This is a genomic window from Flavimaricola marinus (assembly GCF_900184895.1).
GTDB classification, from domain to species: Bacteria; Pseudomonadota; Alphaproteobacteria; order Rhodobacterales; family Rhodobacteraceae; genus Flavimaricola; species Flavimaricola marinus.
The window spans coordinates 564,945-587,215 of record NZ_FXZK01000001.1; the positions used below are offsets into that span (position 1 = coordinate 564,945).

Annotated in this window: 22 protein-coding genes and 1 tRNA gene; 9 read left to right on the forward strand and 14 right to left on the reverse strand. The window is 64.6% G+C overall.

Going from position 1 to position 22,271, the window contains the following annotated elements:
* Positions 1 to 93: 93 nt before the first annotated feature.
* Both rplL and rplJ read right to left on the reverse strand, forming a co-directional pair.
* Positions 94 to 468: a 50S ribosomal protein L7/L12 gene (gene rplL, locus LOM8899_RS02760; protein ID WP_093990616.1), complete on the reverse strand. Its 375-nt coding sequence runs from the start codon at positions 466 to 468 to the stop codon at positions 94 to 96.
* 68 nt (positions 469 to 536) lie between these two features.
* Positions 537 to 1,049: a 50S ribosomal protein L10 gene (rplJ, locus tag LOM8899_RS02765; protein ID WP_093990617.1), complete on the reverse strand. Its 513-nt coding sequence runs from the start codon at positions 1,047 to 1,049 to the stop codon at positions 537 to 539.
* 379 nt (positions 1,050 to 1,428) lie between these two features.
* Between rplJ and LOM8899_RS02770 the strand changes: the two genes are divergently transcribed.
* Positions 1,429 to 2,964 carry an SGNH/GDSL hydrolase family protein gene (locus tag LOM8899_RS02770; RefSeq protein WP_093990618.1) on the forward strand — a complete coding sequence of 512 codons (1,536 nt, stop codon included), beginning with the start codon at positions 1,429 to 1,431 and terminating at the stop codon, positions 2,962 to 2,964.
* Between the two features lie 129 nt (positions 2,965 to 3,093).
* Here LOM8899_RS02770 and rplA read toward each other — a convergent pair whose 3' ends face one another.
* The 4 genes from rplA to secE all read right to left on the reverse strand — a co-directional run bounded on the left by rplA (position 3,094) and on the right by secE (position 5,328).
* On the reverse strand, positions 3,094 to 3,792 hold the full coding sequence (gene rplA / locus LOM8899_RS02775) for a 50S ribosomal protein L1 (protein WP_093990619.1): 699 nt from the start codon (positions 3,790 to 3,792) through the stop codon (positions 3,094 to 3,096).
* A complete protein-coding gene (gene rplK / locus LOM8899_RS02780) occupies positions 3,792 to 4,241 on the reverse strand; it encodes a 50S ribosomal protein L11 (RefSeq protein WP_093990620.1) in 450 nt (149 codons plus the stop codon). Before rplK ends, rplA begins: the two co-directional genes overlap by 1 nt.
* Positions 4,242 to 4,414: 173 nt before the next feature.
* The gene (gene nusG, locus LOM8899_RS02785) at positions 4,415 to 4,945 is read right to left on the reverse strand and encodes a transcription termination/antitermination protein NusG (RefSeq protein ID WP_093990621.1); all 531 of its coding nucleotides are present in this window, start codon (positions 4,943 to 4,945) and stop codon (positions 4,415 to 4,417) included.
* Positions 4,946 to 5,127: 182 nt separating this feature from the next.
* Positions 5,128 to 5,328, reverse strand: coding sequence for a preprotein translocase subunit SecE (gene secE, locus LOM8899_RS02790; protein ID WP_093990622.1), 201 nt, complete (start codon positions 5,326 to 5,328; stop codon positions 5,128 to 5,130).
* Between the two features lie 259 nt (positions 5,329 to 5,587).
* Between secE and LOM8899_RS02795 the strand changes: the two genes are divergently transcribed.
* The gene (locus LOM8899_RS02795; protein WP_093990623.1) at positions 5,588 to 6,241 is read left to right on the forward strand and encodes a BglII/BstYI family type II restriction endonuclease; all 654 of its coding nucleotides are present in this window, start codon (positions 5,588 to 5,590) and stop codon (positions 6,239 to 6,241) included.
* Complete coding sequence (locus LOM8899_RS02800; protein WP_093990624.1) at positions 6,238 to 6,879, forward strand: MT-A70 family methyltransferase; 642 nt, start codon at positions 6,238 to 6,240, stop codon at positions 6,877 to 6,879. The genes LOM8899_RS02795 and LOM8899_RS02800 overlap by 4 nt, the downstream gene beginning before the upstream one ends.
* 510 nt (positions 6,880 to 7,389) lie before the next feature.
* Here LOM8899_RS02800 and LOM8899_RS02805 read toward each other — a convergent pair.
* Positions 7,390 to 7,465, reverse strand: a tRNA-Trp gene (locus LOM8899_RS02805).
* Between the two features lie 201 nt (positions 7,466 to 7,666).
* On the opposite strand from LOM8899_RS02805, the gene LOM8899_RS02810 reads away from it, so the two are divergent.
* Entirely contained in the window at positions 7,667 to 9,442 is a 1,776-nt protein-coding gene (locus tag LOM8899_RS02810; protein WP_093990625.1) for an SLC13 family permease, read from the forward strand.
* 62 nt (positions 9,443 to 9,504) lie between these two features.
* Here LOM8899_RS02810 and LOM8899_RS02815 read toward each other — a convergent pair whose 3' ends face one another.
* The gene (locus LOM8899_RS02815) at positions 9,505 to 11,463 is read right to left on the reverse strand and encodes a bifunctional 2',3'-cyclic-nucleotide 2'-phosphodiesterase/3'-nucleotidase (RefSeq protein WP_093990626.1); all 1,959 of its coding nucleotides are present in this window, start codon (positions 11,461 to 11,463) and stop codon (positions 9,505 to 9,507) included.
* A 357-nt stretch (positions 11,464 to 11,820) separates the two neighbouring features.
* On the opposite strand from LOM8899_RS02815, the gene LOM8899_RS02820 reads away from it, so the two are divergent.
* Positions 11,821 to 12,534: a lysophospholipid acyltransferase family protein gene (locus tag LOM8899_RS02820; RefSeq protein ID WP_133064965.1), complete on the forward strand. Its 714-nt coding sequence runs from the start codon at positions 11,821 to 11,823 to the stop codon at positions 12,532 to 12,534.
* On the opposite strand, the gene LOM8899_RS02825 is transcribed toward LOM8899_RS02820, so the two are convergent.
* From LOM8899_RS02825 to LOM8899_RS02850, 6 genes are all read right to left on the reverse strand, one after another.
* Entirely contained in the window at positions 12,531 to 13,190 is a 660-nt protein-coding gene (locus LOM8899_RS02825; protein ID WP_093990628.1) for a CatB-related O-acetyltransferase, read from the reverse strand. The two genes, LOM8899_RS02820 and LOM8899_RS02825, sit on opposite strands and share 4 nt — an antisense overlap.
* Before the next feature lie 119 nt (positions 13,191 to 13,309).
* On the reverse strand, positions 13,310 to 14,485 hold the full coding sequence (gene tuf, locus LOM8899_RS02830; RefSeq protein WP_093990607.1) for an elongation factor Tu: 1,176 nt from the start codon (positions 14,483 to 14,485) through the stop codon (positions 13,310 to 13,312).
* A 127-nt stretch (positions 14,486 to 14,612) separates the two neighbouring features.
* Entirely contained in the window at positions 14,613 to 15,740 is a 1,128-nt protein-coding gene (locus tag LOM8899_RS02835; protein ID WP_245820411.1) for a M48 family metallopeptidase, read from the reverse strand.
* Positions 15,737 to 16,912 carry a DUF898 family protein gene (locus tag LOM8899_RS02840; RefSeq protein WP_245820412.1) on the reverse strand — a complete coding sequence of 392 codons (1,176 nt, stop codon included), beginning with the start codon at positions 16,910 to 16,912 and terminating at the stop codon, positions 15,737 to 15,739. The genes LOM8899_RS02835 and LOM8899_RS02840 overlap by 4 nt, the downstream gene beginning before the upstream one ends.
* Positions 16,909 to 17,310 carry a hypothetical protein gene (locus LOM8899_RS02845; RefSeq protein WP_133064966.1) on the reverse strand — a complete coding sequence of 134 codons (402 nt, stop codon included), beginning with the start codon at positions 17,308 to 17,310 and terminating at the stop codon, positions 16,909 to 16,911. The genes LOM8899_RS02840 and LOM8899_RS02845 overlap by 4 nt, the downstream gene beginning before the upstream one ends.
* Before the next feature lie 11 nt (positions 17,311 to 17,321).
* Positions 17,322 to 19,628, reverse strand: a complete 2,307-nt coding sequence (locus LOM8899_RS02850) for a DNA topoisomerase IV subunit A (RefSeq protein ID WP_245820413.1) — start codon at positions 19,626 to 19,628, stop codon at positions 17,322 to 17,324.
* Positions 19,629 to 19,879: 251 nt separating this feature from the next.
* On the opposite strand from LOM8899_RS02850, the gene LOM8899_RS02855 reads away from it, so the two are divergent.
* The 4 genes from LOM8899_RS02855 to LOM8899_RS02870 all read left to right on the forward strand — a co-directional run bounded on the left by LOM8899_RS02855 (position 19,880) and on the right by LOM8899_RS02870 (position 22,204).
* Positions 19,880 to 20,434, forward strand: coding sequence for an SH3 domain-containing protein (locus LOM8899_RS02855; protein WP_133064967.1), 555 nt, complete (start codon positions 19,880 to 19,882; stop codon positions 20,432 to 20,434).
* 65 nt (positions 20,435 to 20,499) lie between these two features.
* On the forward strand, positions 20,500 to 21,324 hold the full coding sequence (locus LOM8899_RS02860; protein ID WP_093991382.1) for an SDR family NAD(P)-dependent oxidoreductase: 825 nt from the start codon (positions 20,500 to 20,502) through the stop codon (positions 21,322 to 21,324).
* A gap of 72 nt (positions 21,325 to 21,396) precedes the next feature.
* On the forward strand, positions 21,397 to 21,606 hold the full coding sequence (locus LOM8899_RS02865) for a twin transmembrane helix small protein (RefSeq protein ID WP_093991383.1): 210 nt from the start codon (positions 21,397 to 21,399) through the stop codon (positions 21,604 to 21,606).
* 25 nt (positions 21,607 to 21,631) lie between these two features.
* Entirely contained in the window at positions 21,632 to 22,204 is a 573-nt protein-coding gene (locus tag LOM8899_RS02870; protein WP_093990631.1) for a cob(I)yrinic acid a,c-diamide adenosyltransferase, read from the forward strand.
* Positions 22,205 to 22,271 lie beyond the last annotated feature (67 nt).

Consider the following 22,271-nt stretch of genomic DNA (forward strand, 5'->3'; position numbering starts at 1 on the left):
CGAAGTGCGCCCCTCTAAGACAGGTCCGGCTGGACCCGCAATTTGCGGGTCCAGCCAGGTATTTCTGCGGTGCGCGGCTGCGCACCCGTGGCCTTAGGCCAGCTCGACAGTCGCGCCGGCTGCTTCCAGCTTGGCTTTGATCTCTTCGGCTTCTGCCTTGGCAGCGCCTTCTTTGATCTTGCCACCGGCTTCGACCAGGTCCTTGGCTTCTTTCAGGCCAAGACCGGTGATGCCGCGAACTTCCTTGATCACGTTGATCTTCTGAGCGCCGGCTTCCTTGAGCACGACGTCGAATTCGGTCTTCTCTTCGGCAGCCGCACCAGCGTCGCCAGCAGGACCGGCCATCATGACAGCGCCGCCAGCAGCGGGCTCGATGCCGTATTCGTCCTTGAGGATAGTCTTGAGTTCTTGTGCTTCGAGAAGGGTCAGACCCACGATCTCTTCAGCCAGTTTTTTCAGATCAGCCATTTGCTTTTTCCGTTTCTAAATGTTGTGTTCCAACGTCAGGGTTTCAACCCCAAGCCAGTCGAGTTGCTTTATGCAGCTTTCTCTTCGATGGTCGAAAGAATGCTCGCGATGTTCGAAGCAGGCGCGCCAATGGCCCCGGCAATGTTCGAAGCAGGTGCACCGATGCAACCCACGATCGAAGCAATAAGCTCCTCACGGGACGGCATGCCGGCAACGGCCTTGACACCAGCAGGATCAAGAGCCGATCCACCCATTGCACCACCCAGCACAACCAACTTGTCGTTGGTCTTTGCATAGGTGTCGACGACCTTGGCAGCTGCCACGGGGTCCTCGGAATAGGCAAGAACGGTCATCCCTGTCAGGTAATCTGCGATCGAAGCGCAGTCTTTACCCTCAAGGGCGATCTTGGCGAGCTTGTTCTTGGCAACGCGCACGGACCCGCCAGCTTCGCGCATTTGGCCGCGCAGGTCCTGCATTTCAGCAACTGTCATGCCTTCGTAGTGGGCAACCACCACGACGCCAGAGCTTTCGAAGATCTGGCCGAGTTCGTCGACCAATTTCTCTTTCTGGGCTCTATCCACAGTTTCACTCCAAGTTTGGGAGGTCTCCCCCCCGGCTCAGTTTGACCGGACACACGCCCGGCCATCGAAGTCCTTTTACGGGGCTGAGCCTTAACCGAGCGAGGACTGGGTCCCCGGCAGGCCTTGACTGATCCCGTCTCAGGCAGGATTTACGAGCACCAAAGCGTGCCACCCACCGTCTCGGACGAAACGCAACAGAGCGCGTGACGAATCGCGCGCTCTGGTGCAAGGGCTTCCTTAACGCCCAAGTCAGGAAGTTCCAACCCCCAAAACGCAATTCGGACGGCCGCCCGGGGCGGTTGTCCTTGCAAGCTGGCCGGATGGCCGCCAAACTCTATTTCATTGCCGAAAGCCCCTTTTCCCAATCACGAGCGCACTCATGTCCGACATCGACACCACGACCCTGGTCTTCTTTGGCGACAGCCTCTCCGATTCCGGGAACCTCTACGACCAGACCGACGGGATCCTGCCGGAATTCGCGCGCAACATGATCGGCGGTGCTGACGGTCAGATCAGCAACGGCGAGGTCTGGAGCCAGCAGATCGGGGCCCTGTTCGGGTCCGAGACCGTGCTGAACTATGCCGTGGCCGGTGCCGAAGCGGTGGGCACCCAGCTTCTGGGCGACTTTCTGTCTGAATCGGTCCCGCCGGCGCTGTTTCTGGTAGAGCCCAACGATGCGGCCCTCGCATGGGACATGAACCTCGGGGCGCAGATCGACAGGTTTCTGGCCGATACCGCGGGCCAGACCGGCGCGAGCTACACCGCGGTCGTCATGATCGGCGGCAACGACTTCGCCAATCTCGATCTCACGGCCAGCGCCGAAGAGGTCTTGGCGGCGGCCCTGCCGGTTGCAACGGCGGTGGCCGAGAATACGATCTCGGCCGTGTCAGAGCTTTTGCTCGCCGCGGGGAGCGGGGTGGAACAGGTCGTCGTCGTCTCGATGCCCGAGTTCAGCTTCTATCCGGCCTTCTCCGATGCCGACCCGGCCGATCTGGCGCAATTCGACGCGCTGGTCGCAGAGATGAACGCCGAAATCGAGGCGCAGGTCGCGGCTCTGAACGACAGCTTGGGCGGCGACACGGACGTGGTGCTCTATATCGACTTCGAACAGCTCTCGGATGCGCTGGCCGACGATGCCTCCTCGTTCGGGCTGGTCGCTCCGTCCAACCTCACCCTGTCCGAAGACGGCGCCGTGCTGGCCGAGTTCGACGACGACCAGGTGATGTTCTGGGACGATCTGCACCCGTCCGAGGCGACGCACGGGATCATCGCGGGCTTCACCGCCGCCGCGATCGACGACAGCCTCGTGGCGCTGTCGGACGCGGCGGACGAGCTATCGCTCCTCGGCGCAGACGCCAGCGTGGTCTTCGCCTATGGCGGCGGCGACACGCTGCTTCTGGGCAGCGGGGACGACATCGCATTCGGCGGCAGCGGCGGCGACGAAGTCATCGGCTACCAAGGCGACGACCAGCTGTCCGGAGGCTCGGACGCCGATGTCCTGCGCGGGCGCATGGGGGGCGACGTGCTCGACGGCGGGCAGGACGACGACCTGCTCTTTGGAAGCGTCGGCAACGACGTGATCCTCGACGGTGCGGGCTCCGACCTCGCCTCGGGCGGTCAGGGCGACGACACCTTCATCTGGATCGAAGAGACGCTGATCGGCGGCACCGGCGGTGCGACCGATTATCTCTTCGGGCGGGACGGATACGACGCGCTCTATGTCGTCCTCTCGGACGAGAGCTTTGCAGAATATGCCGAGGCGCTGGCCGGTGAGGGGCAGGCGGAGGCGCTCTCGGCACTCGGGATCGAAGCCTACGGGATGGAAGAGGTCATCGTCCTCGAAGGACGGGTCGCGCTCGACGTGCTGTCAGACCAGAATTGGTATGCAGAGGCCGACCTCTGGGGGCTGGTCTAGACCACCGGCTCCGCGGCGACGGGCCGCCGGGCGGACCCGGCCGCCACTGGCCGAATGCGAAAAAGGGGCGCCCGAGGGCGCCCCTTTTCCTATCTCGCGGTCGGACGAGTCAAAACCCGCCCGGCGACATCAGTTGCCTGTGGCAGATGCCAGATCGACAGACACGCCCGGCCCCATGGTGGAGCTGATGGCGATCTTGTTCATGTAGGTGCCCTTGGCGCCGGTCGGCTTGGCCTTGGCGACGGCATCGACGAACGCACGGATGTTCTCTTCGATGGCCTTGGCGTCAAAGCTGGCCTTGCCGACACCGGCGTGAACCACGCCGGCCTTCTCGGCCTTGAACTGAACCTGACCGCCCTTGGCGGCCTCGATGGCCTCCTTGACGTCCATGGTCACGGTGCCGATCTTCGGGTTCGGCATCAGGTTGCGCGGGCCAAGAACCTTACCCAGACGACCCACGATGGGCATCATGTCGGGAGTGGCGATGCAGCGATCGAACTCGATCTTGCCGGACTGGACGGTTTCCATCAGGTCCTCTGCGCCAACGATGTCGGCACCGGCGGCCTTGGCTTCGTCAGCCTTGGCACCACGGGCAAAGACGGCGACGCGAACGGTTTTACCGGTGCCGTTGGGCAGGTTCACCGTGCCGCGAACCATCTGGTCAGCGTGGCGGGGGTCGACACCGAGATTCATCGAGATCTCGATGGTCTCGTCGAACTTGGCGTTGGCGTTCGATTTGATCAGGGCCACGGCCTCGGACAGATCGATGTTCACCTTACCGGCAACGGCCTCACGGGCGGCGCGGGTGCGTTTTCCAAACTTGGCCATTACTTTACCTCGATGCCCATGGACCGGGCAGAACCCAGAACCGTCTGCATTGCACCTTCAACGCTCGTCGCGTTCAGGTCTTTCATCTTTGCTTCGGCGATTTCGCGAACCTGCTTGAGGGTCACGGTGCCGGCAACGATCTTGCCGGGCTGGGTGGAGCCCTGCGGACGGTTGCGCTTGCCGACGGGCTTCAGGCCAGCGGCTTTCTTCAGGAAATAGGACGCCGGTGGCGACTTGGTGTCGATCGAGAACGACTTGTCCTGATAATAGGTGATCACGGTCGGGATCGGCGAACCGGGCTCCATATCTGCGGTCTTGGCGTTGAACGCCTTGCAGAATTCCATGATGTTGATGCCGCGCTGACCCAGTGCGGGGCCGACCGGCGGGGAGGGGTTGGCTTGCCCGGCTTTCACCTGCAGCTTGAGCTGACCCATTACTTTCTTGGCCATCTTGGCCTCCTTTTTTCATCGGTGCGATTGCACCCTACGGCCCGGATCGCGATCCAAGGGCCACCTGATAGCGTGGTGCGGGTCGGGCACGCGTGCCGTCACCTCCCACAAACGAAATCCGGATCGCTCCGGGGTGGTGGGGTGCGCCGAGCGGCACACCCGTGTCGCGCAGGCTACTGTTTGGAAACCTGCGTGAATTCCAGTTCGACCGGGGTCGCCCGGCCAAAGATCGAGACGGTGACCTTGAGGCGCTGGTTCTCGTCGTCGACTTCCTCGACCATGCCGTCGAAGTCCTCGAACGGGCCTTCGTTGACCTTGACCTTCTCGCCGATCTCGAAATGGATGAGCGTGCGGGGGCTTTCTTCGCCCTCCTGGACACGGCCGAGAATCGCCTGCACTTCGGCATCGCGCATCGGCATCGGGCGGCCTTGCGGGCCCAGAAAACCGGTGACGCGGTTGATCTGGCTGATCAGGTGAAAGCCCTCGTCCGACATTTCCATATGGACAAGAACGTAGCCGGGCATGAAGCGGCGCTCGGTCTGCACCTTCTTGCCACGGCGGACCTCGATCACCTCTTCGGTCGGTACGAGAACCTCGTCGATTTGATCTTCGAGGCCTTTCTCAGCCGCTTTGGTGCGGATCTGCTCTGCGATCTTCTTTTCGAAGTTCGACAGGACGCTCACCGAATACCACCGTTTTGCCATGCCTTAGGCCCCTTGCGTATCAGCCCTTACGGGCCGCAAAATTTCCAATTTCATCAGATGCTTGCAGCACCCATCCCCAGAAAAACAAAAGCGGCGCGGGCCACTGGATTCGGCGCGCGCCTCTGGGGAAGTCGCAGGCTCATACCGCCCTCGCGCTATGATTTCAAGGGGCTGCGGTGGGCTTAGGTGCCAAAGAACGTCAGCACCGTCTGAAGCCCGGCCCGAATGCCCATATCAACAAGCGAAAAGAACACCGCCGCAACGGCCGCCAGCAGAAACACCATGACGGTCGTCAGGCTCACCTCACGGCGCGTCGGCCAGACCACCTTGGCGATCTCGGCGCGGGTTTCCTGAACAAACTGGATCGGGTTGGAGCGGGCCATGGGTTTTCCTCAGAGCGGGTATGACGGGCGACATACGCACCAGCGGGCCGGATTTCAAGCGAAATGGACAGCGGCAAAGCGGCTGTGACAAAGCGTCGGTCCGGCGTCGGTATCGCGTCGGTGTCATTTTCCGCACTTGTGGCGCAAGCGCTTGCAAACCGCCACATCTGGCGGTCCGAACAACAACTGGGGCAAAGCGGACCATTGCCCCCTGCCCCTAGGCCCCCTACCCTGCACGATCAGAAAGGACGCCCGCCCGATGCTGCACGACCGACTGCCCGCCTTTGTGCGCGATCACTACGACTGCCACGAGTGGCGGCATGCGAGCGCGATCCTCGCGGGCGACTTCCCCAGCGAATGGGCCGATCTGATGGACGTGCTGTCGGGGCTGCGGCTGCCGATGTCGTGGCTGACCGCGCAGGGCGGCAACAAGTCCCGGCTCTCGGGGCATATCGACAGCTTTCTGACCGCGCGCGGCTGGGTGGAAAAGCAATTCCAGACCGCCATCGAGGTCGACGGCGCGCGGCTCGACAGCCCGACCCACAAGATCGACTGCTTCAAGAACGGCGTCGCCCTCGAGATCGAATGGAACAACAAGGACCCGTTCTTCGACCGCGACCTGAACAACTTCCGGCTGCTCTTTGACCTGCGGGCCGTGAGCGTGGGGATCATCATCACCCGGTCCGACGCGCTGCAGGACGTGTTCAACGATCTGGGGCGCGGCACCTCTTATGGCCCCTCGACCACGCATCTGGCGAAACTGCTGCCGCGGATCGAAGGCGGCGGCGGTGCGGGGTGTCCTTTGCTGGTGTTTGGCATTACTCCTGCCCTGATCACGGATCACGACCCCGGCCCCGCGCCGGAGGCCGATCTGTTTACGGAGTCCGGGCAGGCCCAGGGGAGCGGCGCATGACCACAGCAGCAGACGACCTGTTGGCCAAGGCAGGCAGCACCCGCTTTGCCACCGTGCTGGCCGATCCGCCGTGGCAGTTCCAGAACCGCACCGGCAAGATGGCCCCCGAACATGGCCGGCTGAACCGCTATCCCACGATGACATTACAGGACATTTGCGATCTGCCCGTCGAGGCGATCGTGGCCGATACCGCCCATCTTTACATGTGGGTGCCCAATGCGCTTCTGCCCGAGGGGCTGAAAGTCATGGAAAACTGGGGGTTTACCTACAAGTCCAACATCATCTGGTATAAAATCCGCAAGGACGGCGGGCCAGACCGGCGCGGCGTCGGATTCTACTTTCGCAACGTGACCGAGATCCTGCTCTTTGGCGTGCGCGGCAAGAATGCCCGCACGGAAAAGCTCGGCCGCACGCAAGAAAACATCATCTCCGCGATGAAGCGCGAACATTCCCGCAAGCCCGACGAGCAGTATCCGCTGATCGAAGGCTGCTCCAACGGCCCGCGGCTGGAGATGTTCGCCCGAGGCCCCCGCAAAGGCTGGACGGTCTGGGGCAACCAGTCCGACGAATACGTGCCCACGTGGGACACCTATGCGAACCACTCACAGGCGAACGTGGTGCCGCTGCGCAAGAAGTAGGCGGAGATTGCGGGACGCAAGCCGGGCCAGCGCCTGCCTGCGGGATGGCGCTGCACCCGTCGATCGATGCACTTTATGGCTGCCATGCTAGAACTCGGAACGAGCGGCAGCCTGCAGCCCCCAAAGCGCCAGCCCGGGGGGCAGGCAGGCGCCGGCCCGGCGCCTTCGGCGCTATTCGGGCCGGTGGGCGTCTATGACAACGGTCAGCTGTGGCTGGAGACTGGCATACACTTCAGTCGGTTTGGAGGACGGCATTGCGGGACTTTGCGGCCGTTCAATTTGCAAGGGCCGATGCGATTAAGAGAAGCATCTCTTGCTCCAAAGACGCGTACTGCGCCCGGTCTCGGATGTAGCCTTTGAGTTTGGCAGGAATTGGACGTATCGGCGACAAGCAGTCGCAGTGGGCTCCAAGCGGACCTGATGCAGGTTCCAGAGGCGTAGCGCCCACATCCTGCTCAAGCCACGCCTCATGCGTAACTGACACAGTCTACGATCACATTCTGGAAGGACTGGCAGGGGCAGAAGGACTTGAACCCTCGACCTACGGTTTTGGAGACCGCCGCTCTACCAACTGAGCTATACCCCTGCAGCCCGTGTGCATTAGGATTTTTTGGATCTGGGGTCAACAGGGTATTGGAGCGGCGTTGCGATTCTTGCTCTGCGGTCGGTCGAAATCCTGGCACGCACTGGCCGCCGCCCCCGCCGGCGCAGCGCAAGAAATCCACCCGCGCCGCTTTCCGCGCTGCTATAGCTTGGGCGTCACGCCACAGCAGGAAAGCGCAAGCGTATGCCATCCGACCAAACGCTGATCATGGGAATCTTCGCCATTCTCTTTGTGCTGCTGGTCTGGGGGCGGGTCCGCTACGATCTGGTCGCCTTCGGGGCGCTGGTGCTGGCGGCGATTCTGGGGCTGGTGCCCAAGGAAGAGGTCTTTTCCGGCTTCGGGCATTCCGCGGTCGCAATCATCGCGCTGGTGCTGATCGTCTCGCGGGGGCTGGTCGGCTCCGGCGCCATCGAAAAGCTCGCGGCACGGCTGCTCGACTCGGAGCGCCCCCTGCCCCTGCACATCGCGGTGATGGCGATTGTCGGGGCCGGGCTGTCGGCGGTGATCAACAACGTCGCCGCACTGGCGCTGCTGATGCCGCTCGACATCGACACGGCGAGCAAGGCGAAACGGGCGGTGAGCCTGTCGTTGATGCCGCTGTCGTTTGCGACGATTCTGGGGGGGATGATCACCCTGATCGGAACGCCGCCCAATATCGTGATCGCGGCCTACCGCGAGGACGTTCTGGGCGCGCCGTTCGGAATGTTCGACTTTGCGCCCGTCGGGCTGGCGGTGGCGCTTGTCGGCATCGCCTTTGTCTCGTTGATCGGCTGGCGGTTGCTGCCCAAACGCGAAGGCGCGCTGGAACAGGAAATCGCCTTTGCCGAGGGGCGCTATATCGCGGAACTGCGCGTCAGCGAGAAATCCATCGAAGGCAGCAAGACGGTCTACGACCTCTACCCGCTGGCCAACGAACACGACATCCACGTGCTGGGGCTGGTCCGGGGCGGCAAACGGCTGCCCGGTTTCGCCGCGCGGCAAGAGATCCGGGCGGGTGATTTCCTCGTCGTCGAGGGCGAGCCGAAGTCCATCGAATCCTTCATGGGACAGGCAGAGCTGGAGTTCTCGGGCTCGGAAAAGCACACCGGCAGCGTCACCTCGGGCGGGCTGACGTTGACGGAGGCGATCGTGCCCGAAGGCGCGCTGATCGCGGGACGCACGGCGCGCGGGCTGAGCCTGCTCTACCGCCACTCGGTGACGCTGCTCGGCGTGTCGCGCAACGGCCAGCGGTTTACCGACAGGGTGCGGCTGCTGACGATCAAGCCCGGCGACGTGCTGCTCCTGCTGGGCGATGCACAGCGCAACGAGGCGGCGGCCTCCTATCTGGGCGTGCTGACGCTGGAGGGGCGCAAGACCCAAGTCGTGCAACGCTCCAAGGCGGGGCTGTCCATCGCGATCTTTCTGGCGGCGATCGGAGCAGCTGTGATCGGCTGGATCTCCTTGCCCGTGGCGCTGTCGGCGGCGGTGATCGCGCTGATCGCGGTGGGGCTCGTCTCTGGCCGAGAGGTCTACGAGTCCATCGAGTGGAAGGTGATCGTGCTGCTGGCCAGCCTGATCCCGCTTGCCGAAGCCTTCGAGAATTCGGGCGGCGCGGAACTCATCGCCTCGCAAATCCTGTCGATCACGGCCGGGTTCCCGGCGTGGGTGTCGCTGCTGGCGCTGCTGGTGGTGACGATGACGCTGTCGGATTTCCTCAACAACGTCGCCACGACGCTGATTTCGGCACCGATTGCCGTGGGGATGGCCGCGGCGACCGAGACCAATCCCGACACATGGCTGATGGCCGTCGCGGTGGCGGCGTCCTGCGCCTTCCTCACCCCGATCGGGCACAAGAACAACACCATCATCCTCGGCCCCGGCGGCTATCGGTTTGGCGACTACTGGCGCATGGGTCTGCTCTTGGAAGTGCTCGTCGTTCTCGTGGCGTTGCCGATGCTCCTGCTGGTCTGGCCGCTCTGACCACAGATCCGATCTGACCGCCGGTCGAATGCGAAAGGGGGCACCGAAGCGCCCCCCTCTGATCACAAGGTGATGCGGAACCGGGCAAAGCCGTCCGGGCCTTCGCCGGCCTCCTCGATGCTGACGCCCGGAACGCTGGCCGCATATTGCGCCCCGCCGGGTCCGGTATCGAAGAGCACGGTGGTGCCGGGCAACGGCGCAAACGTCCAGTTGGCATCGGCGGCCGGATTGATCGTGCCGTTCTCGACGATATAGCGGACGATGACATCGCGGTTGGTGTCGGGCGCCTCGAAGATGATCGTCGAGCCATCCGCACCGGGGAAGCTGCCGCCGCCCGTCGCGCGGTAGTTGTTGGTGGCCACCACGAAACGTTGCTCGGGGTCAATCGGCGCACCGTCGTATTGCAGATTGACGATGCGGTTGGCCCCCTCGGCCACGACAGCCCCGTCGCGGTCGAATTTCGACGGCTCCGACAGGTCGATCTGATAGGTGACCCCGTCGATGATGTCGAAGTTATAGCTGGGGAAGTTGTCGTTCAGCAGAACCTGATCGGCCCCGCCGGGGGTGATCTGGTTGAACATGCCGGCAGAGCGTTCGAGCCAGTCCTTGACCTGTGCCCCGGTGATGACCACGGCGCGGACGGTGTTGGGATAGAGATAGAGATCGGCCACGTTCTTGATCGCCACCGGGCCGACGGGGACATCGGTGTAATACTCCGGGCCGCCCCGGCCACCGGCCTTGAACGGTGCCGCCGCAGAGAGAAGCGGCAGATCGGCATATTCGGTGCCGACAAGCTGCTGGGCCACATACCACATCTGCGCCTCTGACACGACCTGCACCGAAGGGTCGTCGGCCACGAGGGCAAAGTAGCTGTGCAGCGGCGTGTCGGTCATGCCGACAGCGCGGCGGACATAGGCGAGCGTCTCGTCATGCTCTTGCTGAGCGGCGGCGAGCACGGGGGCGTAATCCTCGACCAGTGGCGTGATCGATCGATCCTCCTCGCGGCGCGAGATCGGGCGGGCCTCGGAGGTGTGGCTGACCACGCGCCACGACGCGCCGTCCTTTTCGAGCATCAGGTCGATGAGGCCCATATGGCTGCCCCAGAACCCTGCCATCACCGCAGGCACGCCCATCAGGGTGCCGGAGGCATTGTCCGCACCGGTCCAGCCGTCATAGGAGGGGCCGGGAAAGACGAGGTGGCTGTGGCCGGTCAGGATCGCGTCGATGCCGGGAACCGTGGCGAGCGGGATCGAGGCGTTCTCCATCCCGTCCTCTTCATTGGCCGACCCGATGCCGGAGTGCGACAGGGCGATGATGATATCGGCGCCGGCCTCCTTCATTTGGGGAACATAGGCGCGGGCGGCCTCGACGATGTCGCGGGCCTGCACGTTGCCTTCAAGGTTCTTGCGATCCCAGTTCATGATCTGCGGCGGGACAAAGCCGATGAGGCCGATCTTGATCGGATGGGCCTCGCCTGCCCCGTCGGTCAGCTCGCGTTCGATGATCGTGTAGGGCGGAACGAGGGTTTCGTCCTCGGTGGGCGACGCGCCCATCGTCTTGACGACGTTGGCCGAGACGATCGGAAAGGCCGCCCCCGCGACCGAGTTCATCAGGAACGGCAGGCCATAGTTGAATTCGTGGTTGCCCAGCGTCGAGGCGTCAAAGCCGAGCGCGTTCATCGCGGCGATGACCGGGTGCATATCACCCTCGGCCATGCCCCGCTCGTAGGCGATATAGTCGCCCATCGGGTTGCCTTGCAGGAAGTCGCCGTTGTCGAGCAGGATCGAGTTGGTGCCCTCGGCGCGGATGTCCTCGATCAGACTGGCGGTGCGGGACAGGCCGACCGTATCGATGGGCCGGTCGCTGTAATAGTCATAGGGAAACAAATGGACGTGCAGGTCCGTGGTTTCCATGATCCTCAAATGCGCCTGATTGGCCTGCGCCTGCACCGCGAACGGGTGCAGCGTGATGAGGCCAGCAGAACCGGCGATAAAGCCGCGGCGGGTGAGACGAATTGCCATTTTTTGATCCCCCTGTTGTGGCACAGACTCAGTGCGGTCTGTTTGCCCGGCAAATGTAACACAGATGTGCCGGATCGGGCTGCCCCAACATCGCAAAACCGGGCTGTGCAGGATGACGCGGGGCCAGGGGCCGGAGCAAGCGCCTGAAATCACCGCCTTTTGCCGCAGGTTTCAGCAGACAGGGGGACAGTGCCGTAGGGATCTGCCAAGACCGCCCGGCCGGGACAGCCCCGGCGCAAATCCTGCGCGACTTGCTGCCAGCCCCACACCAGAGCCGCTCCGGCAAGCCCCGCGCCCCCTTGCACCCGGCCATTGTTTGGCCAGTATGGCCGAAACGTTCAAACGAAGGTCCGGCCCTTGTCGCTTGCCCGCAAAATCCGCAACTCCCCTGCCGTCGTAAACCTCGGCGTGACGCTGGCCTCGCGGCTCATCGCGGGGTGGATCCGGCTGTGTCAAGCCACCTCGCGGTGGGAGGTGGTCGGGCTGGACGAGGCCGACGCGGCGATGGCCAAGGGGCCGATCGTGGCGATCATCTGGCACGAATGCTCGCTGATGGCCCCGGCGCATTGGCCGCGCAAGCACGGCACCGTCACGACGCTCAGCGACACATCGCCCATCGGGCGGACCTCGGCGGCGGTGCAGCGGCGGTTCGGCATGGGCTCGACCGGTGTGCCCGAAAAGGGCGGCGCGGTGGCCGCGACGCGCGATGTGCTGGGCCGGTTGCGCTCCGGGGTCAGCGTCGGGCTGACGGGTGACGGGCCGGTGGGGCCGGCGCGCGTGCTCAAGGACGCGCCCTTGGATTGGGCACGGGCGGCCGGCGTGCCGGTCTTTGTCTACGCCTTTGCGATGAGCCGGGCCAAGCGCCTCAAGACCTGGGACAAGATGATGTTTCCAATGCCCTTCTCGCGCGGCGCGGTGGTCTACCGGAAATTCTCGGATCCGCTGCCGCGCCGGATGGAGGCCGACGATCTGGCCGTCGTGCGGGCGGATCTGGCCAAGGCGCTGACCGAGGCGGTCGAGCAGGCCGAGGCGATGGTGTCCCGGACCAGTGACAGGCAAGCCCCGCGCTAGGCCGGAGCCGCCGCCCGAAGCGCCGCGATGTCGGCCCCGGTGATCGCCGCCTCGGCATCCAGAATCGCGTCGATGTCCCAATCCCACCATGCGATTTCGTTCAATTCCGCAATGGTGGCGTCGTCAAAGCGCATGCGCAGCACCTCGGCGCGGTTGCCTCCGATGATCGCGTAGTCGGGCACCGACCCGGCAACGACAGAGCCCGCGCTGATGATCACGCCGTTGCCGATGGTCGCGCCCGGCAGGATCGTCGCGCCCATGCCGATCCAGACATCATGGCCGACGACGGTATCGCGGCCGCGCTTGAGCGAGCCGGGATAGGCCATGAAGCGCTCGGGCTGGTGGATCGCGAAGGGAAAGGTCGAAAAGCCGTCCATCTTGTGATTGGCCGAATTGGTGATGAAGCGGACGCCGTGGGCGATCTGTCCGAACTTGCCGATGATCAGGCGATCCTGAGAGATCGGAAACATGAACGGCGCGATGCGGGCGGCCCAGCCTTCGGGGGGCGGCGGGTCGAAATCGCTGGCATAGGTGTAGTCGCCGATCTGGATACGGGGGTGGTCGATGACCGGCTTGAGGAACACATTGCCGGGAATGACCGTGCCGTCGGGCAATTGCACGGGGTTGACCGTGTCGGGCGAGGGAAAGCGGGGCATGGCGGGGCCTTTACAACGAAAAAGGGCGCACCGGTGAGGTGCGCCCCTTCTATTCTCGCCGTGTCGGCAGGAGGGTCAAGCCCCCTACCTGTCAGCGCCTGTGGCTCAGCGGCCGAAAATCACTCGATGATTTTCGAGACGACGCCTGCGCCGACGGTGCGGCCGCCTTCGCGGATGGCGAAGCGCAGGCCGTCTTCCATCGCGATCGGTGCGATCAGCTCGACGGTGAACTTCAGGTTGTCGCCCGGCATCACCATCTCGGTGCCGGCGGGCAGCTCAACCGTGCCGGTCACGTCCGTCGTGCGGAAGTAGAACTGCGGGCGGTAGTTGGCGAAGAACGGCGTGTGACGGCCACCCTCTTCCTTGGTCAGGATGTAGGCCTCGGCCTCGAACTTGGTGTGCGGCTTGACCGAACCGGGCTTGCAGAGAACCTGACCACGCTCGACGCCTTCACGGTCGATGCCGCGCAGCAGGGCGCCGATGTTGTCGCCGGCCTCACCACGGTCGAGCAGCTTGCGGAACATCTCGACACCGGTACATGTGGTGGTCTTGGTGTCGCGGATACCCACGATCTCGATGCTGTCGCCGACGTTGATCACGCCACGCTCGACGCGGCCGGTCACGACGGTACCACGGCCGGAGATCGAGAACACGTCCTCGATCGGCATCAGGAACGGCTGGTCCACGGCGCGGGCCGGGGTCGGGATGTACTCGTCGACGGCGGCCATCAGCTTCTTGATCGACTCTTCGCCGATCTCGGGATCGCGGCCTTCCATGGCGGCCAGAGCCGAACCCGGAATGATCGGAATATCGTCGCCGGGGTACTCGTAGGAGGACAGCAGCTCGCGGATTTCCATCTCGACCAGTTCGAGAAGCTCGGCGTCGTCGACCTGATCGACCTTGTTCATGTAGACGACCATGTAGGGGATGCCCACCTGACGGCCGAGCAGGATGTGCTCGCGGGTCTGGGGCATCGGGCCGTCGGCGGCGTTCACGACCAGGATCGCACCGTCCATCTGGGCGGCACCGGTGATCATGTTCTTGACGTAGTCGGCGTGGCCGGGGCAGTCGACGTGAGCGTAGTGACGGCTCTCGGTCTCGTACTCGACGTGAGCGGTCGAGATCGTGATCCCACGGGCCTTCTCTTCCGGCGCGCCGTCGATCTGGTCGTATGCCTGGAAGTCACCGAAATACTTAGTGATCGCCGCGGTCAGCGTCGTCTTGCCGTGGTCGACGTGGCCGATCGTGCCAATGTTTACGTGCGGCTTGTTGCGTTCAAACTTTGCCTTCGCCATGTGCCTTTGCGCCTCGTGGGTTGAGGGGCCGCGCACGGCCCGGTTCGACATCGCGGGCGATGTATTGGACAAGCGGGCGGAAATCAAGCGCAAGATCGCCCTCGCCGGGCCATTCGCCGGATTTTATCTAATCGCAGATCGCCCGCAGGCCGGCCCATGCGGCATCCGACAGGGCGGGCTCCGTTCTCTGCCCCTCGGGCACAGCCGCGCGGGCGGCTTCGATCCGGTCCGCCATGGCGGGATGCGCCAGAAAGTGCTGGACGATCGGGTCCGCGTCACCGCGCTCGGCCTTGATCCGCTCGAACAGGGTCGCGATAGCGGCGGGCGAGATCGACGCCCGCGCCAGAGCCTCGTGCGCATAGCTGTCGGCGGCGGCTTCGGCCTCTTGGGTATAGCTCGCCGAGATGATCCGTTCGGTGAGGAACAGCACCATCGCCCCGCCGGCAAAATCCCCGAACAACAGGTCGAGCACGCCGATCGACCCCGCCGAGCGCAGCGCGGTCCGGGTCGGATCGCGGGCCACCACATGCCCGGTCTCATGCGCCAGAACGGCGGCGACCTCTTCGGCGCTGTCGGCCGTCTGAATCAGCCCGTCGAACAGGATCACCACGCCACCGGGCAGGGCAAAGGCGTTGACCATCGGGTGATCGAGCACCCGCACCGTGACATCCGCCTCCGGCGACAGACGATCCTGCAAGGCGGCGAGCGCCTCGAGCCCCTCGGGGCCGTCACACATCGGCAGAGGTCCCATCAGCGCATCGCCCAGCGCATTGCGGACTTGGGCAAGGGTCGCCTCGCCCAGCGCCGCCTCGCCCTCCGGCGGCAGGTAGTTGGCCAAGCGGTCCGCCAAGGCCGGCACCAGCACCGCCAGCATCAGCGCCACGGCCGCCACCGCCGCGACGACCAGCCCCGCCAGCCGCCCGCGACGCACCCGCAGATGGCGCCGGTCGAGCTTTGGCGCCCGTGTGCGGATCAGGCGGGCATCGCCGCCGGGCATATGAAGCCGGGCATCGCCCGCATCGGTGCTCGACACCACCAGTTGATCCGCCGCCGCGCCCGGCACCCGGCGCAGGCTCTCGAACGGCCATTGGTGCGCGATGTCGCCCTCGTCCGTCGCGATGACCAAGGTCTTGGCAGCGTCGTCGAATGACAATGCAACCGGCTGCGCCACCGGGCTTTGTCCGTCGAACAGCCGTCCGTTTGCGTGATAGGGGGCGGCGCGCGACCCCACGGCGATGATCGTCCGCTCGGTCATATCGCGGCCCCGATATCCAGCGCCTCGGCCAGCCCGCCCGCCTCGGGCGCAGCCTGCCGGTCACGTTGCCGGACGGCGGCAAGTGCGGAGGTGCCGGTGACGGTCAGGCTCTCGGCATAGTGACGCCAGAGCGGCATCGTGATCAGCCCGTGGCGCAGCACGCCATAGGCCACGAACAGGCCGAAATAGAGGATCAGGAACAGGGCGAGCGCCAAGAGCGCCAGCGGATTGGTCGGGTCGGTGGCGAGCAGGAGCTCAATCCGGCCCGCAGGGGCCAGCGCATAGACGAAGGCCGCGCCGATCAGCGGCAGGGCCAACACGATCGTGATCGCCAGCCAGCCAAAGCCGACGATCCGCGCCACCCGCACCGGGTCCGGCGTGGCGATCAGGCTCAGGCCGCCCGCCGTCTTGGCCTCGGCCATCAAGCGGATTGACAGAACCCGGTAGCGGACGATCCCGTATAGGGCGCCGATCCCGAACGGCACCGCGAGCCAGACCATGCGGGGCGTCGAGGTCGCCGCCAACAGCAGGGACGCCAGCGCAAAGGCGCCGCACACCAGCACCGGCGTATAGGCCGGGAGGAGTATGGTCCATTGGCCGCCCTGATGCAGACGGAGGGTGCCGAAATAAGTCCTGTCGGTGCGGTATTTTTCGAGCTTGAAGGTCATCCGGGGCCACAGCGCGCCCAGCGTGGCAAGGGTGAACATGCCGTGCAGGCAGACCCGGCCGGCATAGCCGGCAGCCCCCGGCGCCATGCCAAAGCGGATGCCGCGCCAGCGGGTCCGCGCCAGCATGTAGGCGCGGGCACGGTATCGGGCATAGGCCCAGACCGGGATCAGCCCGACGACGCTCAGCACATAGGCGAGCCAAGGGGCGGCGAGCCATGACAGGCTGACGAACATCAGCAAGAGGTTCACCACGCCCAGCCAGAGGGCGAGCACGCAGACGGCCATCAGAAAGCCCGCGAATTTCTCGGCCCCGTCGCCGGTATATTCCAAAGGATCGCCGCCGGGTTGCACCGCCGACCAATACCAGCGGCGCAGGCGGGTGCGGCCCCAGAACCGGTAGACGCCGAGCGTGGCAAGGGTCAGCAAGCCGACGCGCAGGGCCAGCGCCATGAGCGACCCGCGTCGCCCGGCAAAGGCGACGGGCGCGACCTCGTCGACGCTCACTCCGCCTGTTCCGACGTGATCACGCAAAACGCGTCGCGGCGGTCGCCAAAGATCGTCGCCTGCGTGGCCTCCGGCACCTCGTAGAGCAGGCGCATTCCGGGCAGGCGAACTTCCACGGTGGTCGGGCCGTCCTGCGTGCAGCGATAACTGTTGCCGATGCGGCGGCAATCGGGGCTTGGATCGCCCCTGAGACTGCGGATCATGGAGCCGTTGACGATCTGGTTCTCCGAATTGAAGGCCGACCGGAAATCGAGGCCCTCGACGGTGTCCGGCGTCTCGCAGCCGGCGCCCGCCGTCGGCGTGACCAAAATCGCGCGGCCGATCGGATTGATCAACGCCAGCCCCGCCAGAACAAGAACGCCCAACCCTATCAACAGGATACGGACGGGCTTGCTCATCCGCTGCCACATCAGGTGAACCGGTTGTCGCGCGGGAATCCTCGCGGTGCCATCCGGCCGGCACTGGCGCGCTTGGCCAAATACTCGCCCAGTTCGGATTCGGTGCGGGTGCGGCCTGCGGGATCGTGCCAACTCAGACCATTGGCCAGGGTGAAGGTCGTCGCATCGGACAGACCGCCATCCTTGTACTTCTGCAACCTGACACCCTTGCCGCGGCCCATCTCGGGCAGCTCGTCGAGGGGGAAGACCAGCACTTTCCTGTTCTCGCCCACCACGGCCACATGATCGCCGTCGACCGCATGGCAGACACGGGCGACCACGCCGTCCTTGACGTTGAGCACCTGCTTGCCGGCGCGGGTCTGGGCGATCACATCGGCCTCGGGCACGATGAACCCGTCGCCCGCCGAAGAGGCGACCAACAGCTTGCCCTCGGGGCGGTGAATGAACAGCGCCACGATCTGCGCCTCGTTGGGCAGGTCGATCATCAGGCGCAACGGCTCGCCCATGCCGCGGCCCCCCGGCAGGTTGGCGGCGACCACGGTATAGAACCGGCCGTTGGTGCCGAACACCAACAGCTTGTCGGTGGTTTCGGCATGGAACAGGAAGCGGCCCTTGTCGCCGTCCTTGAACTTCAACTCGCGGTCCAGCGGGATATGGCCGGTCATCGCCCGGACCCAGCCCATTTCCGAGCAGACCACGGTGATCGGCTCGCGCTCGATCATCAGCTCCAGCGGCACTTCGGCCACCTCGCCGCCCTCGGCAAAGGTGGTGCGACGGGCACCGCCCTCGCTGCCGCGGCCAAAGAGCTTGCGGGTCTCGCGGAGCTGTTCGGCGATCGTCTTCCACTGGATATCGGGGCTGTCGAGCAGGTCTTCCAACCCGGCACGTTCGGCCATCAGGGCGTCGCGCTCGGAGATCAGCTCCATCTCCTCAAGGCGGCGCAAGCTGCGCAGGCGCATGTTGAGGATTGCCTCGGCCTGCACCTCGGTCAATTCGCCGTCGCCCTTGGCGGGCAGCGGCGAGACATAGTCGTTCTCGTCCGTGGCACGCACGAAATCGCGGCCCCAGACCTCGGCCATCAGCGCCTCTTTCGGGGCGTCGTCATAGCGGATGATGTCGATCACCCGGTCGAGGTTGAGGAAGGCGATGATAAAGCCTTCGAGCACTTCGAGCCGGTGGTCGATCTTGTCCATCCGGTGCTGCGAGCGGCGCAAGAGCACGTCGCGGCGGTGGTCGAGGAAGGCGCGCAGCACTTCCTTGAGCGAACAGACCTTGGGCGTCAGCCCGTCGATCAGCACGTTCATGTTCAGGCTGAACCGGGTTTCCAGATCGGAATTCTTGAACAGCATCCCCATCAGCAGATCGGGGTCCACAGTGCGCGACCGCGGCTCAAGGACCACCCGGATGTCGTCGGCACTCTCGTCGCGGACATCGGCCAGCAGCGGCACCTTCTTGGTCTGGATCACCTCGGCGAGCCGTTCGATCAGCTTGGATTTCTGCACCTGATATGGGATCTCGGTGACAACGATCTGCCACTGGCCCTTGCCCAGTTCCTCCTTCTCCCACCGGGCGCGAAGACGGATGGAGCCGCGGCCCGTGCGGTAGGCCTCCGCGATATTGGCAGGCGGCTCGACGATCACGCCACCGGTCGGGAAATCCGGGCCGGGAATATAGTTGAGAAGGGTCTCGTCGCGAGCCTCCGGGGTCTTGATCAGATGCAGGCAGGCGTCGATCAATTCGTGCAGGTTGTGCGGCGGAATATTGGTCGCCATGCCCACCGCGATCCCGCTGGAACCATTGGCGAGCAGGTTCGGAAAGGTCGCGGGCAGCACCGAGGGTTCTTCGAGGCGGCCATCATAATTGGGGCGGAAATCGACGGCATTCTCCGACAGCCCTTCGAGCAGCGCCTCGGCGGCGGCGGTCATCCGGGCTTCGGTATAGCGCGAGGCCGCCGGGTTATCGCCGTCGATATTGCCGAAATTGCCCTGCCCGTCGACCAGAGGATAGCGGACGTTGAAATCCTGCGCGAGCCGGGCCATCGCATCATAGATCGCCGCATCGCCGTGGGGGTGGAAATCGCCCATCGTGTCGCCGCTGATCTTGGCGGATTTCAGGAATCCCCCGGTCGGAGACAGGCGCAGCCGGCTCATCGCATAAAGGATGCGGCGGTGCACCGGCTTCAGACCATCACGGGCGTCGGGCAGCGCCCGGTTCATGATGGTCGACAGGGCATAGGTCAAATAGCGCTCGCCAATGGCGCGGCGGAGCGGTTCGACCGGGTTCATATCTGGCAATTCGGTGTCGGGTGTGTCTGACATGGCAAACCGATACAACGGGGCGTCGCAGAGGTCTAGAGTCCGAACGGCCTTGCCATCAGGACAACGGCCCCGCCGAGGGCAAAGCACCCGGCGCAACCGGGGCCATTCCATCCGCGACAGATACAAGTTGTTGCATAAGAGACCCAAAGCGGTTTGAAGATCGCGGTTTTTCCCCGTCCAAATTGCGAAGAATTTGATATAGTGTGTAGACGGCGACCAAATCAGACGATTCCGATCCGGGGATATACACAGTGCGTAGCTTTATCTTGTTGACCTTCTTGTTTCTCGGCCTTGGCTTCTACGAGCTGTCAGGCGGGAGCGACTTTGTGCCCGAGACACGGGCCTCGGCCTCCGTGGCCGAAGTCGACACCACGCCCCTGCCCGCACCCGAGATCGTGACCCGCGCCGAAGACGACACCATCGCCAGCGTCAATGCCCTGCCCGGCGTGCCGGAGCGGCTGGCACAGCCCCTGGTCACCGCCTCCGCCGAGGTCGAGGCCGCCGAACAGGCCGTTGCCGACGCCATCGCCGCGGCCCTGGCCGAACCGGCCCCCGCCGCCACCACGCCGGAGCCGGTCTTGGCGTCCCTCGCGACACCGAGCACGCAGAGCGTCGATCAACGGTTCGTCGATGCGACCTCGCTGAACGTGCGCTCCGGCCCGTCGACCAACGACCGGGTTCTCACGAAGCTCGATCAGAACGCGCCGGTGATCGTGCTCTCCGAGCTGACCGACGGCTGGGCGCTGGTGCGGATCGGCAGCGATGGCACCGAAGGCTGGGTCGCCGCCCGTTTCCTGACCCAGTAAGGGCAATTGCGGGCGCGGCCCATTGCGCCTAGACCTTGGGAAAACCCAAGCGGCGACGGTCTACCCTGATGAAATCCATATTGATCACCGGCTGCTCCAGCGGCATCGGCTATGACGCCGCCCACGGGATGCGGGCCAAGGGCTGGCGGGTCTTTGCCGCCTGCCGCAAACGCGAGGATTGCGACCGGCTCGCCGCGGAAGGCTTCGACAGCCCGCTGATCGACTACACCAATTCCGAAAGCCTCGTCACCGGGCTCACCGAAGTGCTCGAGGCGACGGGGGGCACGCTCGACGCGCTGTTCAACAATGGCGCCTTCGCCATGGCCGGGGCGGTCGAGGACATCCCGCGCGACGGGCTGCGGGCGATCTTCGAGACCAACCTGTTCGGGGTTCACGAACTGACGACGCTGGTGATCCCGGTGATGCGGGCGCAGGGGCATGGGCGGATCGTGCAAAACTCCTCGATACTGGGGCTGGTCGCCTACGAATGGCGGGGCGCCTACGTGGCCACGAAATTCGCGCTCGAAGGGCTGACCGACGTGCTGCGGCTGGAAATGCGGGGCAGCAATATCGACGTGGTGCTGATCGAACCGGGGCCGATCGCCTCCAAGATCCGGATCAACTCGATACCGCATTTCGAACGCTGGATCGATTGGAAGAATTCGGCCCGGCGGGCGCGTTATGAAAAGCTGATGCACCGGCTCTACGAAGACGGCGGGCCGGACACGTTCCAGCTCGAACCGTCTGCGGTCACGGCAAAGCTCTACCGGGCGGTGACGGCGAAACGACCAAAGGCGCGATACTATGTCACGACGCCGACCTATGTCTTTGGGAACCTTCGCAGGCTCCTGTCGACGCGGGCGCTGGACTGGCTGCTGTCGCGCGGCTAGGGCGGGCTCGCCCTTTCCTTTGCGGCGCAGCCTGCTACATGGGGCGGACAGCGGTCAAAAGGAATGCCTGCCATGATGCAAGATCCCCTGTTCATCCTCGTCCTCGTCGCCTGCCTGATCGTGGCGGGCATCCTGCTTCTGGGGATCGGCGGCTTCGGCAAAGGCGGCGAATTCAACCGCAAGAACGCCAACAAGATCATGCGCTACCGGATCGGAGCACAGTTCATCGCAATCCTGCTGATCCTGTTCTACGTCTGGATGCGGCGCGACACCGGCGTCTGACCCCCAACTGACAAGAGGCCCAAGCATGGTTGTCCTGAACAAGATCTACACCCGCACCGGCGACGGCGGCGACACGGCACTCGGCAACGGAACGCGGGTGGCCAAGCACGCGCTGCGGGTCACCGCCTACGGCACGGTCGACGAAACCAACTCTGTCGTCGGGCTGGCGCGGCTGCACGCCAGCGGCGACATGGACGATCAACTCGCGATGATTCAGAACGATCTGTTCGACCTCGGGGCCGATCTCTGCCGGCCCGAAATGGCCAAGGATCAGGAGGCGGGCTACCCGGTGCTGCGGATGAGCGACGGACAGGTCGACCGGCTGGAGCGCGAAATCGACGCGATGAACGGCAACCTCACACCGCTGAAGAGCTTCGTTTTGCCCGGCGGGTCGGCACTGGCCGCGCATCTGCACCAATGTCGGACGGTCAGCCGGCGAGCCGAACGGCTCGTGGTCGAGCTCGCCACGATGGAAGAGGTCAACCAGGCGGCGGTCAAATACCTCAATCGGCTCTCCGACTGGTTCTTCGTCGCCTCGCGGATGGCGAATGACAACGGCAAGGCCGACGTGCTCTGGGTGCCCGGCGCAAACCGTTAGAGTCCACGTCCGGCGGGCCCGCCCGACGCACCCCTCTTCTTTGGGTCAAAAATATCCCGGGGTCCGG